Origin of the sequence: Xanthomonas sp. BRIP62411, assembly GCF_003993525.1 — a bacterium.
Lineage (GTDB): Bacteria > Pseudomonadota > Gammaproteobacteria > Xanthomonadales > Xanthomonadaceae > Xanthomonas > Xanthomonas euroxanthea.
The window spans coordinates 98840-112987 of sequence record NZ_QEZI01000022.1 but is presented as its reverse complement, the minus strand read 5'-3'; the positions used below and the strand labels follow the sequence as shown (position 1 = coordinate 112987).

At 66.6% G+C, this 14148-nt stretch carries 9 protein-coding genes; 4 read left to right on the top strand and 5 right to left on the bottom strand.

Features of this window, described 5'->3' with window-relative positions; genetic code table 11:
* Position 1 precedes the first annotated feature (1 nt).
* Genes hutH through hutU form a run of 3 tightly spaced genes read left to right on the top strand, consistent with a single transcriptional unit; the run spans position 2 to position 4101 of the window.
* Positions 2 to 1543, top strand: a complete 1542-nt coding sequence (gene hutH / locus EO139_RS17190; protein ID WP_104582820.1) for a histidine ammonia-lyase — start codon at positions 2 to 4, stop codon at positions 1541 to 1543.
* A gap of 13 nt (positions 1544 to 1556) precedes the next feature.
* A complete protein-coding gene (hutG, locus tag EO139_RS17185) occupies positions 1557 to 2417 on the top strand; it encodes an N-formylglutamate deformylase (protein ID WP_104582819.1) in 861 nt (286 codons plus the stop codon).
* A gap of 16 nt (positions 2418 to 2433) precedes the next feature.
* The gene (gene hutU / locus EO139_RS17180) at positions 2434 to 4101 is read left to right on the top strand and encodes a urocanate hydratase (protein WP_126971610.1); all 1668 of its coding nucleotides are present in this window, start codon (positions 2434 to 2436) and stop codon (positions 4099 to 4101) included.
* Between the two features lie 148 nt (positions 4102 to 4249).
* Here the strand turns inward: hutU and EO139_RS17175 are convergent, their stop codons facing one another.
* A complete protein-coding gene (locus EO139_RS17175; RefSeq protein ID WP_241235976.1) occupies positions 4250 to 5539 on the bottom strand; it encodes a hypothetical protein in 1290 nt (429 codons plus the stop codon).
* Here EO139_RS17175 and EO139_RS17170 point away from each other — a divergent pair.
* Positions 5538 to 6266 (top strand): hypothetical protein, encoded by a 729-nt coding sequence (locus tag EO139_RS17170; protein WP_104582817.1) that lies wholly within the window; start codon positions 5538 to 5540, stop codon positions 6264 to 6266. The genes EO139_RS17175 and EO139_RS17170 overlap by 2 nt on opposite strands.
* A gap of 204 nt (positions 6267 to 6470) precedes the next feature.
* Here the strand turns inward: EO139_RS17170 and EO139_RS17165 are convergent, their stop codons facing one another.
* The 4 genes from EO139_RS17165 to EO139_RS17150 form a co-directional block, all read right to left on the bottom strand.
* A complete protein-coding gene (locus tag EO139_RS17165) occupies positions 6471 to 8948 on the bottom strand; it encodes a membrane-bound PQQ-dependent dehydrogenase, glucose/quinate/shikimate family (protein ID WP_126971608.1) in 2478 nt (825 codons plus the stop codon).
* A gap of 195 nt (positions 8949 to 9143) precedes the next feature.
* Complete coding sequence (gyrA, locus tag EO139_RS17160; protein ID WP_115676691.1) at positions 9144 to 11855, bottom strand: DNA gyrase subunit A; 2712 nt, start codon at positions 11853 to 11855, stop codon at positions 9144 to 9146.
* A gap of 209 nt (positions 11856 to 12064) precedes the next feature.
* Positions 12065 to 13129 carry an S-methyl-5-thioribose-1-phosphate isomerase gene (gene mtnA / locus EO139_RS17155; RefSeq protein WP_104582814.1) on the bottom strand — a complete coding sequence of 355 codons (1065 nt, stop codon included), beginning with the start codon at positions 13127 to 13129 and terminating at the stop codon, positions 12065 to 12067.
* 263 nt (positions 13130 to 13392) lie between these two features.
* Complete coding sequence (locus EO139_RS17150) at positions 13393 to 14079, bottom strand: DUF3011 domain-containing protein (protein ID WP_115676690.1); 687 nt, start codon at positions 14077 to 14079, stop codon at positions 13393 to 13395.
* Positions 14080 to 14148: the final 69 nt, after the last annotated feature.

Genomic DNA, 14148 nt, shown 5'->3' with positions numbered 1-14148 from the left:
CATGAGTGCATCTGTTGTCCTGCAGCCCGGCCAGGTCACGCTGGCGCAGTGGCGTGCGCTGTATCGCGGCGCCGAGGTCGTGCTGGACGACGCCTGCGCGGCCGCGGTGCTGCGCAGCGCGCAGACGGTGGAGGCCATCGTGGCGCGCGGCGAGCCGGTCTATGGCGTCAATACCGGCTTCGGCAAGCTGGCCAGCGTGCGCATCGAGCGCGAGGACCTGCAGACCCTGCAGCGCAATATCGTGCTCTCGCACGCGGCCGGCGTCGGCGAGCCCACGCCGGTGCCGGTGGTCCGGCTGATGATGGCGCTCAAGCTCACCAGCCTGGCCCAGGGCGCCTCGGGCGTGCAGCCGGGCACGCTGGCATTGCTGGAGGCGATGCTGCGTACAGGCATCACGCCGGTGGTGCCCTGCCAGGGTTCGGTGGGCGCATCCGGCGATCTGGCGCCGTTGTCGCATCTGGCCGCGGTGATGATCGGCGTCGGTGAGGCCTTCGTCGGCGGGCAACGCCTGCCTGCCGCCGACGCGCTTGCGCAGGTGCAGTTGCAGCCGCGCGTGCTGGGCGCCAAGGAAGGCCTGGCGCTGCTCAACGGCACCCAGTTCTCCACCGCCTGCGCATTGGCCGGCCTGTTCGAGATCGAGACCGTGCTGCAGGCCGCGCTGGTCACTGGCGCCTTGTCGGTGGAAGCGGCCAAGGGCTCGGACACGCCATTCGATGCGCGTATCCATGCCCTGCGCGGCCAGCCCGGGCAGATCGCCACCGCTGCGGCACTGCGCGCGCTGATGGCCGATTCGAGCATTCGCGAATCGCACCGGCTGGGCGATGTGCGCGTGCAGGATCCGTACTGCCTGCGCTGCCAGCCGCAGGTGATGGGCGCGGCGCTGGACATCATGCGCCAGGCCGCACGCACGCTGGAGATCGAGGCCAACGGGGTCTCGGATAACCCGCTGGTGTTCAGCGATACCGGCGAGGCCTTGTCCGGCGGCAACTTCCATGCCGAGCCGGTGGCCTTCGCAGCCGACATGCTGGCGATGGCGGTGTGCGAAATCGGCTCGATCAGCGAACGCCGCACCGCGATGCTGGTCGACCCGGCGTTGTCGGGCCTGCCGGCGTTTCTCACCCCGCGCCCGGGCCTGAATTCCGGTTTCATGATTCCGCAGGTCACCGCTGCGGCGCTGGTGTCGGAGAACAAGCAACGCGCGTATCCGGCCAGTGTCGATTCGATTCCGACTTCGGCCAATCAGGAAGATCATGTATCGATGGCCGCGCATGGCGCGCGGCGCTTGCTGGCGATGGCCGAGAACGCCGCACACGTGATCGGCATCGAACTGCTGGCGGCCGCGCAAGGCTGCGACTTCCATGCGCCGCTGCGCTCAAGCGCCGCACTGGAAGCCGCACGCGCGTTGCTGCGCGCGCAGGTGCCCACCTTGCAGGACGACCGCTATTTCCACCCCGACATGCTGGCGGCCAGCGCGTTGGTGCGTTCGGGTGCACTTGCGCAGGCGGTTGCCACGGCATTGCCAGGCGTGGAGCAGCAGGCATGATGCGAGACGCCGCATGAGCGCCCTGCCCTGGCTCGACATCCACCGCGGCGATGCGCCGCTGATCCTCAGCTTCCCGCATACCGGCACCGAGCTGCCCGACGCGCTGGTGGACCAGTTCGTCTCCCCCTGGCTGGCACGTCGCGATGCCGACTGGTGGGTGCATCAGCTGTATGACTTTGCGCAATCGCTGGGCGCCACCACCGTGCGCACCGCGATCTGTCGCTCGGTGATCGACGTCAACCGCGACCCCAGCGGGGCGTCGTTGTATCCGGGCCAGAACACCACCGGCCTGTGTCCGCTGACCACCTTCGACAACCAGCCGCTGTATGCCGATGGCGCCGAACCCGACCAAGCGCAGATCGCCTGGCGCCGCACGCGCTGGTTCGACCCCTATCACGCGGCGATTGCCGACGAAATCGCGCGCCTGCGTCGGCTACATCCCCGAATCGTGGTGTACGACGCGCACTCGATCCGCTCCTTCATCCCGCATCTGTTCGATGGCGAGCTGCCGCAGTTCAACATCGGCAGCAACGACGACCGCAGCTGCGCTCCGGCGCTGGCCGATGCGGTGGAGCGGCTGTGCCGCAGCAGCGGCTCGAGCACCGTGCGCAACGGGCGCTTCAAGGGCGGCTGGATCACCCGCCACTATGCGCAGCCCGAGCAGGGCGTGCATACGCTGCAGATGGAGCTGGCATGCCGCGGCTACATGCGCGAGCCGGACGCGATCACCCCGCAGAACTGGCCGACGCCCTGGCTCCCCGCGCATGCAGTCGCGCTGCGCGCGGTGCTGCGGCACGTGCTGCTGGCCTGCCTGCAATTTGCCGCCGACAGCGCTCAGTCCTCCGACACCACGCCGCCTGCGGCGCACCGTTGATTGCAAGGAAACCGGCATGACCCGTCACGATGCAACCCGCGTCATCCGCGCCGCCACCGGCACCACGCTCACCGCCAGGAGCTGGCTCACCGAAGCGCCGCTGCGCATGCTGATGAACAATCTGGACCCGGACGTGGCCGAGCGCCCGCAGGAGCTGGTGGTCTACGGCGGCATCGGCCGCGCCGCGCGCGACTGGGAATCCTTCGATGCGATCGTCGCCGCGCTCACCCGCCTGGAGGATGACCGGACCTTGCTGGTGCAGTCCGGCAAGCCGGTCGGCGTGTTCCGCACGCATGCCGATGCGCCACGCGTGCTGATCGCCAATTCCAACCTGGTGCCGCGCTGGGCCACCTGGGACCACTTCAACGAACTGGATAAAAAAGGTCTGGCGATGTACGGCCAGATGACCGCCGGCAGCTGGATCTACATCGGCGCACAAGGCATCGTGCAGGGCACCTACGAGACCTTCGTGGAGATGGGCCGCCAGCATTACGGCGGCAACCTGTCCGGGCGCTGGTTGTTCACCGGTGGCCTCGGCGGCATGGGTGGCGCGCAGCCGCTGGCTGCGGTGATGGCCGGCGCCTCGTGCCTGGCGGTGGAATGCCGCCGTTCCAGCATCGACATGCGCCTGCGCACCGGCTATCTGGACACCTGGACCGACGACCTGGACGAAGCGCTGCGCCTGGTCGAGGAATCGTGCACGGCCAAGAAGCCGATGTCGGTCGGCCTGCTCGGCAATGTCGCAGACGTGCTGGACGAACTGCTGCTACGTGGAGTCAAGCCGGACCTGCTGACCGACCAGACCTCCGCGCACGACCCGGTCAACGGCTACCTGCCGCAGGGCTGGACGGTGGAGGAATGGGACGCCAAGCGCGTGTCCGCACCGAAGCAGGTGGAAGCGGCCGCGCGCGAGGCGATGGCCAACCACGTCCGCGCCATGCTCACCTTCCATGCCCTGGGCGTGCCCACCGTCGACTACGGCAACAACCTGCGCCAGATGGCGCTGGAAGCAGGCGTAGACAACGCATTCGACTTCCCCGGCTTCGTGCCCGCCTACATCCGGCCGCTGTTCTGTCGCGGGATCGGGCCGTTCCGCTGGGTCGCGCTCAGCGGCGATCCGGACGACATCGCCAGGACCGATGCCAAGGTCAAGGAACTCATTCCCGACGATACGCATCTGCACCGCTGGCTCGACATGGCGGCCGACAAGATCGCCTTCCAGGGCCTGCCTGCGCGGATCTGCTGGGTCGGTTTGGGTGACCGCCACCGGCTCGGTCTGGCCTTCAATGCGATGGTGCGCAGCGGCGAGCTCAAGGCGCCGGTGGTGATCGGCCGCGACCACCTGGATTCGGGCAGCGTGGCCTCGCCCAACCGCGAAACCGAAGCCATGGCCGACAGCTCGGATGCGGTCTCCGACTGGCCGTTGCTCAACGCGCTGCTCAATACCGCCTCCGGTGCCACCTGGGTGTCGCTGCACCACGGCGGCGGCGTCGGCATGGGGTTTTCGCAACATGCCGGCATGGTCATCGTCTGCGACGGCAGCGAGGCCGCCGACAGGCGCCTGGAGCGCGTGCTCTGGAACGACCCGGCCACCGGCGTGATGCGCCACGCCGATGCCGGCTACGCCATCGCCACCGACTGCGCCAGGCAAAAAGGCCTGGATCTGCCGGGGATTCTCGGCTGAGGATCCTCGGCCGCGGTTTCGCCGGCAGCGTGTACGCTGCACGCTGTCGGCACTTACCACGCCTACATCACTGGTTCTAGGCGCGCTGTCCGCAGCACGCGCCGACTGGCCGCTACATTCTGTCAGCGGCTTTCATTTCCATCACTGTCTACTGGCAGGCCGATGCAGCAGCAGCCAGCAATGCGTCGTCATCGAGCGCCGGCGCCGCCCCGCTTGCCGGATAGGCGGCTGCGATCGCCTTCGCCGCGCGATCGGCGTGCGCCTGGATATACCACTGCGATGACGGCGGCAGCGAACGCCCGCGCACCGCCTGCTCAAAGCGATACTGTCCCCAATAGATCGCCAGTGGTTCTTCCAGCGCGTTGAGCGGGTTCGGCAAGCTGGCCGCACCCGGACACAGCCGCATGAAGTTGGCAGCGAGCAGGCGTTTACGCGCCGATGGTTGCCCCGCAGACAGGTGATGACTCAATTCGTGCAACACGATCGGCGCCCAGTCCATCGAGGCCGTGCCGGCGAGCGCATCCTGCTGCGCATACAGCAGCATGGTGCGTCCGCGTACCTTGGCCTGGGTGGTGTCCGGCTCCGGCCACCAGACGAATCTTGCCTGGAACACCGCAGGCTCCGGCACCGCAAAGAACGCCCGCATCTGCGACGCCAACCGCGCAACGGCGGGGTTGGAAAGTTCCTCGCGCAGCATGCGCGCCTGTTGCTCGAAACGGGGGGCGGCTGTGACCAGCCGCCTGGCGCGTGGAACGAAGCGGGCAAGATACGCACGCAACATCGTCTGGTCATCCGCCGACTGCTCCGCAATGGCGGCGCCCGCTGCAGCCTCGAATTCTGCATCCCCGAGGAAATGCCGCGAGAAAGGATCCACATCACGGGTGGCCTCTGGCGCAAACACACGGTCAAGCACTTCCGGATCGTCGCCCTTTGCCAGCCCCGAGGTGCGGCGGCGGAAATCTGCATAGGCGACCAGTGCTGCGCGATCGGCCTGATCCAGCCCTCCATGGGTTTCGAAATAGCTGCGATACACGGGCACCGTAAAACCCGGCAACCAGTCCGACAGGTTATCCAGCAGGTTGAACAGATCCGTGGCTTCGCTGTAACCCACCTGCACCGGTGCCGATGGCGGCACGGGTGGCGCGGCATGCGCGGTGGCATACAGCAACGCCCAGAGCAGTCCCACTGAGCCGATGCCCCGCAGCATTGGCGGCCAGCGATCGATCCATCTGCGCATGCAAGGCTCCGGGCTGGCGAGTGCGCTGATTCGAGCATGCCTGGATACCGCCCGCCACGTGCCGTTCGTCAGGGGGCGGTGAGAGCTTCCGGCATCAGGATGCAAGCGGGGGACATCGTCATCCATCACATTCCCGACGATTGCCCTCAAGTCCGCGGCGTGCAGGCCGACAAGGTATGCAACGTTTTGAGGAATCTCCATGGGCATCTTGATCTACCTGGTGCCTGCATTCGCGCTCTGGGCGCTGATTGCCACCGTGCTGGCGTTCGTGCGTGGCCGGCAGCTGCGCGCCGAATCCGGCCAGCTCGCCAGCACGCAGGACAGCCTGGCCCGCTACCAGGCCGCGCTCTCGCAGCTGAAGGCGCGCGCGGCCGCCAGCGCGCTGGAACTGGAATCGCTGCAGCGCAGCTATACCGTGCTCAAGCAATCGCTGGAACAGCGGGAACAGACAGCAGCCGAACAGGCGCCGGCCGCTGACAGCCAGGTGATTCCGATGGTGATGGTGCAGCGGCTGGATATCGCCAACGAAATCGGCACGTTGTTCACGCACGTCGCACGGGTGGCACGCAGCCTGCGCCGCTACAGCGCCTACAGCCGCGGCCACACGGCGCCGGAACCGGCCACGGCCCGCTACGACCTGCACTGGCTGGCCGATTGCCTGCACAGCTTCGACCAGATCGGTTATGCCTTGTTGCGCGGCAATGTCGCAGCGCTGATCACCGCCTGCCAGGACCTGCTGTCGATGTACGACCATTACCTGAAGGATGGGTCCGGCTATAACAGCCGCGATACCTTCCAGCGCCTGGGCAGCGATGTGCCGCTGTCGGATGCCACCGATGCCATCCGCTCGATCATCGTCAAGGCGACGCTCGCGCAGGATGTGCGCGATGCGGTGATGGAAGATGCGGCCGCTGCCAACGTCGGGTGATTCGGGAATCGGGAATCGGGAATCGGGAATCGGGAATCGTAAGAGCGTGGATGCGGGGTTCTGTTAGGTCAACAGGTAGATGCATGTTGTTTGGCCACGATGCGATTGCCCATGAAAAAAGCGCACCGCTTGCGGTGCGCTTTTCGTTTCAGGCTTCGGGAGTGGCTAGCAAGCCTCAGCTAGCGCATTCGCTCGCTGCGTGCATCACGGTGCCTTTTGCGGCAGCGCGTAGGCCACCACGGCATCACCTGCAGGCGTCTCCATGAAGTGGTGGCCGCCGGCCATGATCACCAGATACTCGCGGCCGTTGTAGGCGTACACCATCGGGTTGGCCTGGCCGCCGGCCGGCAGCTTGGCATGCCACAGCTCCTTGCCGGTGGCCAGATCGATGGCGCGGATCAGGTCGTCGGTGGCTGCGGCAATGAAGATCAATCCGCCGGCCGTCACCACCGAACCGCCATTGTTCGGCGTGCCGATCTCGATCGGCAGACCCGAACGGATACCGAACGGACCATTGCCGCGTGCGCTGCCGAACGGACGGTCCCACAGCGTCTTGCCGCTGGCCAGGTCGATCGCACGGATGCCGCCATACGGCGGCTGCTTGCACAGCAGCTTGGTGAACGGCAAACGCCAGCCCGCATTGACGTTGATCGCATACGGCGTGCCGGCCTGCGGATCGCCCGCGCCTTCTGCGCCCCCCGTATCGCCACGCACCTCATCGCGCGGCGCCCAGCCCAGCTTGTCGGCCTTGGCGCGCGGCACCAGCAGGTTGTAGTTGGGCATGTCGTTGTAGTTGGCCACGATCACGCCGCGCTGCGGATCCACCGACACGCTGCCCCAATCCGAACCGCCGTTGTAACCAGGATATTCGATCGAATGGCGGTCGGCTTCCGGCGGCGTGTAGATGCCCTTGTAGCTGGCCTTGCGGAACTGGATGCGGCAGACCAGCTGATCGATCGGCGTCATCCCCCACATGTCGCGCTCGGTCAGATCCGGCTTGCGCAGCGTGTGGTACAGCGAAAATGGCTGGGTCCTGGCACGCATCTGCGGCTCCACGCCGCCACCCGGTACTGCACGTTCCTCCACGCCCACCAGCGGCTTGCCGGTGCGCCGATCCAGCACGTACAACTCGCCCTGCTTGCTCGGCAACAACACCGCCGGCACGTTGACGCCGTCCTTGGGGAAGTCGATCAGGCTCGGCTGCGAGCCCAGGTCGTAATCCCAGGTATCGATATGCGTGGTCTGGAAATTCCATACCGGCTTGCCGGTGGTGACATCCAGCGCAACCAGCGAGGTCGCATAGCGATTCTCCTGCGGCGTGCGCGAGCTGCTCCAGTAATCGGCGGTGGAGTTGCCCATCGGCAGATACACATAGCCCAGCTGTTCATCGGCCGCGGCGGTGGTCCACATGTTCGGCGTGCCACGCGTCCAGGTCTGGCCCGGCGGCGGTGCGCCGTTCCAGTCCGGATGGGTCATGTCCCAGGCCCAGCGCAATTGGCCGGTCACCGCATCGAAACCCTCGATCACACCGGACGGCTCGTAACGCTTCTGCCCGTCCAGCACCTGATGTCCGGTGACGACCACGCCGCGCACGATGGCGGGCGGCGAATTGATCGACACATACCCCGGTGGCGTCTGCCCCATGCCGGCGGTGATAGCGACCTGGCCGTTGTTGCCGAAGTCCGTACACGGCTTGCCGCTACGTGCATCCAGCGCGATCAGGCGGCCGTCCAGCGTGCCTTCGATGATGCGCGTGCGGCACAGCGCCGACGCATCGGCCGCCGCCGCTGCCGCGGCATCGTTGGCCGCCGCCGGCACCTGGTAGTACGACACGCCACGGCAGGCGGCCGTATACGGAATCGCCTCGTCCTTGACCTTGGGATCGTAGCGCCAACGCTCCTTGCCACTGGCGGCATCCAGCGCGATCACCTGGTTGCGCGCGGTGCACAGGTACAGGCTGTCGCCCACCTTCAGCGGCGTGGTTTCTGCACCCCAGCGCTTGCTCGGCAGGTCGCCGGTGTGGAAGACCCAGGCCTGCGTCAGCTGCGCCACGTTGTCGCGGTTGATCTGCTGCAGCGGCGAATAGCGCTGCCCGGCCTGGCTGCGTCCGTACGCGGCCCAGTCGTCGTCGGCAGGTGCATTGGCCGGTTGACCATCAGAGACTGCAGGCGATGCAGACGCACTGCGCTTGACCAGGCCCGCAGCCATGGCGGCAGCATGTGCCAGCACACCATCGGCCTCGGTCACTCCAAACGGCACGAAGGCGAGCGCGAAGGCCACCACGAACACCGCTGCCAGGACGCCGGCCACGCTGCGCGACACCGCGCGCGACACCGGGCGCTCCAGCTTCGGCAGCAGCAGCGCCAGCACGAACGCCAGGCCGACGATCAAGCCCAGCCGCGGCACCCAGCGCCAGTAGTCGCTGCCCGATTCCCACCATGTCCACAGCAGTGACGCCGCCACCACGGCGGCAAACCACCATGCGCCCGCATTGCGACCGCGAAACAGCAGCACGCCGGCAATCAGCAACGCCGCGCCCGCAGGCGCGTAATACCAGGAGCCGCCCAGCGCGGCCAGCCACACGCCGCCTGCCAGCAGCACGGTGCCCAGCACTCCAATCACGCCTCCCAACGTCGCCAGCGCCCAGTGGCCGCGACGGGAAGGACGATGCAATGTCGTCATCAGTTGTTCCTCTTCGATCTGCGGCGACGCAACGCCGCCGCACCGCCGACAACCTTCGACCCGCCACGGTGAAAAAGCCGCGTTCTTTGCGAACGCCGTCGAAAAACACTGCGTTGCAGATGTCACCGCGTGCAATAAAAAAACGCCGGCTGTGCGCCGGCGTTTTTCTTCAACTGCGTTGCTCCCCTGCTGCGATCACGCTTCGGTCGGTGGCAGCTCGCCTGTGCTGGCTGCCGGTACGCCCGCTGCATCGTCCAGCACATCCTCGGCCTCCTCCAGCGAGGCATCCAGGCGTTCGACCGCCTGCAGCTTTTCGCCCTTGGACAAGCGGATCAATGTCACGCCCTGGGTATTGCGACCCACGCGCGAGATCTCCGAACCGCGGGTGCGCACCAGGGTGCCGCCATCGGAAATCAGCAGCACTTCGTCGGTGGCGCCCAGCAGCACCGCACGCACCAGCTTGCCATTGCGTTCGGTGGTCTGGATGCCGATCACGCCCTGCGTGCCGCGCCCCTTGCGCGGGTACTCGGTCAGCGGGGTGCGCTTGCCGTAGCCGTTCTCGGTGGCAGTGAGGATGTAGGCCATGTCGTCGCTTTCGGCGCCGTCGATCACCTCTGCCTCGACGCCGTCCGTGCTTTCCACCACGTCCTCGACACCCTCGTCCTCGACATCGCCTTCGATGCCGCCGGCACGCTCGGCCACGATCAGGCTGACCACCTCTTCGCCCTTGGTCAGGCGGATGCCGCGCACGCCGGTGGCGGTACGGCCCATCGAGCGCACCGTGGATTCGCCGAAGCGCACGGTCTTGCCGTTGGAGGCGAACAGCAGCACGTCGCGATCGCCATCGGTCAAGGCCACGCCGACCAGCGCATCGCCCTCGTCGAGGTTGATGGCGATCTTGCCGCGTGCCAGACGGAACGCGAATTCGCTCAACGGGGTCTTCTTGACCGTGCCGTTGCGCGTGGCAAAGAACACATAGCGGTTGTCGGCGTACTCGCGTACCGGCAGCACTGCCTGCACCCGCTCGCCCGGTTCCAGCGGAATCCAGTTGATGATCGGACGACCACGCGCATTGGAGCCGGCCTCCGGCAGCTGGTACACCGGCAGCCAGAACACCTTGCCGCTGCTGGTGAAGGTCAGCAGCGTGTCGTGCGTGTTGACCAGCCACAGCTGGTCGATGAAATCCTCTTCCTTGGTCGCCGCCGCAGACCGGCCACGGCCGCCACGGCGCTGCGCACGATACGCGCTCACCGGCTGGCGCTTGGCATAGCCGGCGTGCGAGAGCGTCACCACCACGTCTTCCGGCGAAATCAGGTCCAGGATGTCCAGATCTTCTTCGCTGTGGCGGATCTCGGTGCGGCGTTCGTCGCCGTACTCTTCGCGAATATTGATCAGCTCGTCGCGGATCACCTGCAGCAGCACGTCCGGGTTTTCCAGGATGCGGATCAGGCCCTGGATCACCTCGAGCAACTGCTTGTACTCGTCGGTCAGCTTTTCCTGCTCCAACCCGGTCAGGCGATGCAGGCGCATTTCCAGGATCTGCGAGGCCTGCACTTCACTGAGCTGGTACAAGCCGTTGGCCAGGCCCACGCCCGGCGCCAGGTCTTCCGGCTTGGAGGCTTCGGCACCGGCAGCGCCCAGCAGCGCGCCGACCAGACCCGGTTCCCAGGTCTTGGCCAGCATGCGCTCGCGCGCTTCCTGCGGATTGGCCGAGGTCTTGATCAGCTCGATCATCTCGTCGATGTTGGCCAACGCGACGGTCAGACCTTCCAGCACATGCGCACGCGCACGCGCCTTGCGCAGTTCATAGATGGTGCGGCGGGTCACCACTTCGCGGCGGTGGCGGATGAACGCCTGCAGCATCTGCTTGAGGTTCATCAACTGCGGGCGGCCATCGATCAGCGCCACCATGTTGATGCCGAACACCGACTCCATCTGGGTCTGCTGATACAGGTTGTTGAGCACAACCTCGGCCGACTCGCCGCGCTTGACCTCGATGTAGATGCGCATGCCGTCCTTGTCGGACTCGTCGCGCAGCTCGCTGATGCCTTCGAGCTTCTTTTCCTTGACCAGCTCGGCGATCTTCTCGATCAACCGCGCCTTGTTCACCTGATACGGAATCTCGGTGACGATGATCGCTTCACGGCCATTGTCGGCCACTTCCACGTCGGCCTTGGCGCGCATGCGCACGCGGCCACGGCCGGTGCGATACCCGGCAGCGATGCCGGCGGTGCCGTTGATGATGCCGGCGGTGGGGAAATCCGGACCGGGGATGTACTCCATCAGGCCTTCGACATCCAATTCCGGCGTGTCGATCAAGGCGATGCAGGCGTTGATCGCCTCGGTCAGGTTGTGCGGCGGGATATTGGTGGCCATGCCCACCGCGATACCGGCCGAGCCATTGACCAGCAGGCTCGGGAACCGGGTCGGCATGACCGTCGGTTCCAGTTCCTTTTCGTCGTAATTGGGCTGGAAATCGACGGTTTCCTTGTCGATGTCGGCCATCAGCTCATGCGCCAGCCGCGACATGCGCGACTCGGTGTAACGCATCGCCGCGGCGGAGTCGCCGTCGACCGAACCGAAGTTACCCTGGCCGTCCACCATCATGTAGCGCAGCGAGAACGGCTGCGCCATGCGCACCAGCGTGTCGTACACCGACTGGTCGCCGTGCGGGTGGTACTTACCGATGACGTCGCCGACGATACGCGCCGACTTGAAGTAGGCCTTGTTGCTGTGAGCGCCCAGCTCGTGCATGGCGTACAGGACGCGGCGGTGCACGGGTTTGAGGCCATCACGGGCATCGGGGAGTGCGCGGCCCACGATCACGCTCATCGCGTAATCGAGATAGCTCTTGCGCATCTCGTCTTCCAGATTGACCTGGATGATTTCCTTGGCGGTTTCTGCCATTCGGGTTCCGTAAGTGAGGTGGCGGGCCAGCCGGAAAGCCGCGTCGGGGGCGCCTTGGTCACAGGCTGCCGACCCCACGCTCCCGCCGATCGATTCAAGCCCCGGATTGTATCACGAAGGGGCACCACGATGCCGCCGGTTTACCGGCCAGAAACAAGCACTTGCAGGATTTTGACGGGACGATGCGGCGATAGCGCGCCGCACTGGCCTCAGCCGCCGAACGCCGCCTGCATGCGCGCCGGGTCCGGCTGCACGATCACTCCGCGTTCGGTGACGATCGCATCGATCAGGCTGCCGGGGGTGACGTCGAACACCGGATTCCAGGCATGGATGCCATCGGCCACCGTGCGCACGCCGCCGACCCCGAACAACTCGCCCGGATCGCGCTGCTCGATCTCGATCTGCTCGCCGCTGGCGGTGTCCATGTCGACCGTGGACGACGGCGCCACCACCATGAACTTGACGCCGTGGTGGCGCGCGGCGATCGCCAGCTGGTAGGTCCCGATCTTGTTGGCGGTATCGCCATTGGCGCAGATGCGGTCGGCGCCGACGATGACCCACTGCACCAGCCCGGACTTCATCAGATGCGAGGCGGCCGAATCGGCGATCAGGGTCGCGTCGATGCCGTCCTGCTGCAGCTCCCACACGGTCAGGCGCGCGCCCTGCAACCACGGCCGGGTCTCGCCGGCAAACACCTTGGCGATGCGCTGCTGCGCCACGCCGGCGCGGATCACGCCCAGCGCGGTCCCGAAACCGGCGGTGGCCAGCGAACCGGTATTGCAGTGGGTCAGCACGCCGCTGCCGGTGTCGATCAACGCCGCACCAAGCGCGCCCATCTGCCGATTGGCCGCCAGGTCTTCATCGGCGATGGCCTGCGCCTCGCGCGCGATCACCTCGCGCCAGTCGGCGCCGGCAGCGCCCAGCACGCGACGCATGCGCATCAGCGCCCAGGCCAGGTTGACCGCGGTCGGACGCGCGGCATTGAGCCGCAACAGCGCCGGTTCGAGTTTCTGCAAGGCCGCACTACCGTCCTCGGCAGCGATGTCGCGCGCCGCCAGTACCACGCCCCACCCGGCCGCGATGCCGATCGCCGGCGCCCCGCGCACGGCCAGCGAGTGGATCGCCTCGGCCACGGCGTCGCTGGTGTCGCAACGCACATGCTCGACCACGAACGGCAGCTTGCGTTGGTCGAGCAGTTCCAGGGCATCGCCGGTCCACAGCAGTGGGCGGATATGGTCGTAGCGGGCGTAGTCGATATGGGCGCTGTCGTTCATGCGGACATTGTAAGTCATGCCCTGCCTGCAACCACGCACGCCGACCGTCGTGACTGGTCCTTGCCCGCTCACCACCGCGGGACCTTACGCGGCAGGGATGCCTCGTAAGAGCCTACAAGGACGTACTTGCGGCGTGTCCTGCGATGGTGGGCGGCCAAGGGCCCTGCGGCCAAGCCGCAGATCGTCCGCGCTACAGCCGGTAAATCCGCAACCCGCTCAGTCCTCTCAAGACAACCGAGGGCTTGAGTTGTTGATCAATTCTCTCAGTCGACGATGAACTCGGCGCGGCAGCCATCGTTGACCCAGACGCCGTCGCGGCTCCAGCCCCAGGTCTGGCCTTCCACGCATTCTTTTTTGGAGAGCTGCCGGCCCACACGCACCCGGCGCTCCACCGAGACGCCGCAGGTGCGACGTGCACCCTTTTTCGATTCGCAGGTCACCATGCGCGGCACTGCCACGAAGCCGGAACCGTCCTCGGCAGCGACTTCGAATTCGCCATCGCAGCCGCGCGAGACCCAGATTTCGTTACGGCGCGCGCCCCAGCTGCGGCCTTCCTTGCACGGCCAGACAGAGCGCTGGCGCAGCAAGCGCACCGGCGCACCACGCAGCACCACCGGGCAGACCACCTTGCCGCCGTTGGAATCGCAGCGCACCACGCGGCGCATCTGCGGGGCCTGCGACGCGCGCGCGCTGGCAAACTCCGCACGGCAGCCCTGTTCGACCCACACGCCATCGCGTTCGACATCCCACTCGCTGCCGCGGATACAGCTGGTTTCGGACAGCTGGCGCACCAGTTGCACGCCATGTTCGGTATCCATCGCGCAATGCACGCGTGCCATGTCCTTGGACTCGCAGCGCACCACGCCGGAGACGCGATCGACCGCGCGCGCATCGGCGAGCATCAGCAGCGGCACGCACCACAAACCGCATAAGCTGATCAGCCACTTCATGCCGACAATCCTCACCCAAACACACTCTGCGCCGCGCCCCCCGTGGACGCCACGATGAGAGCATCATCG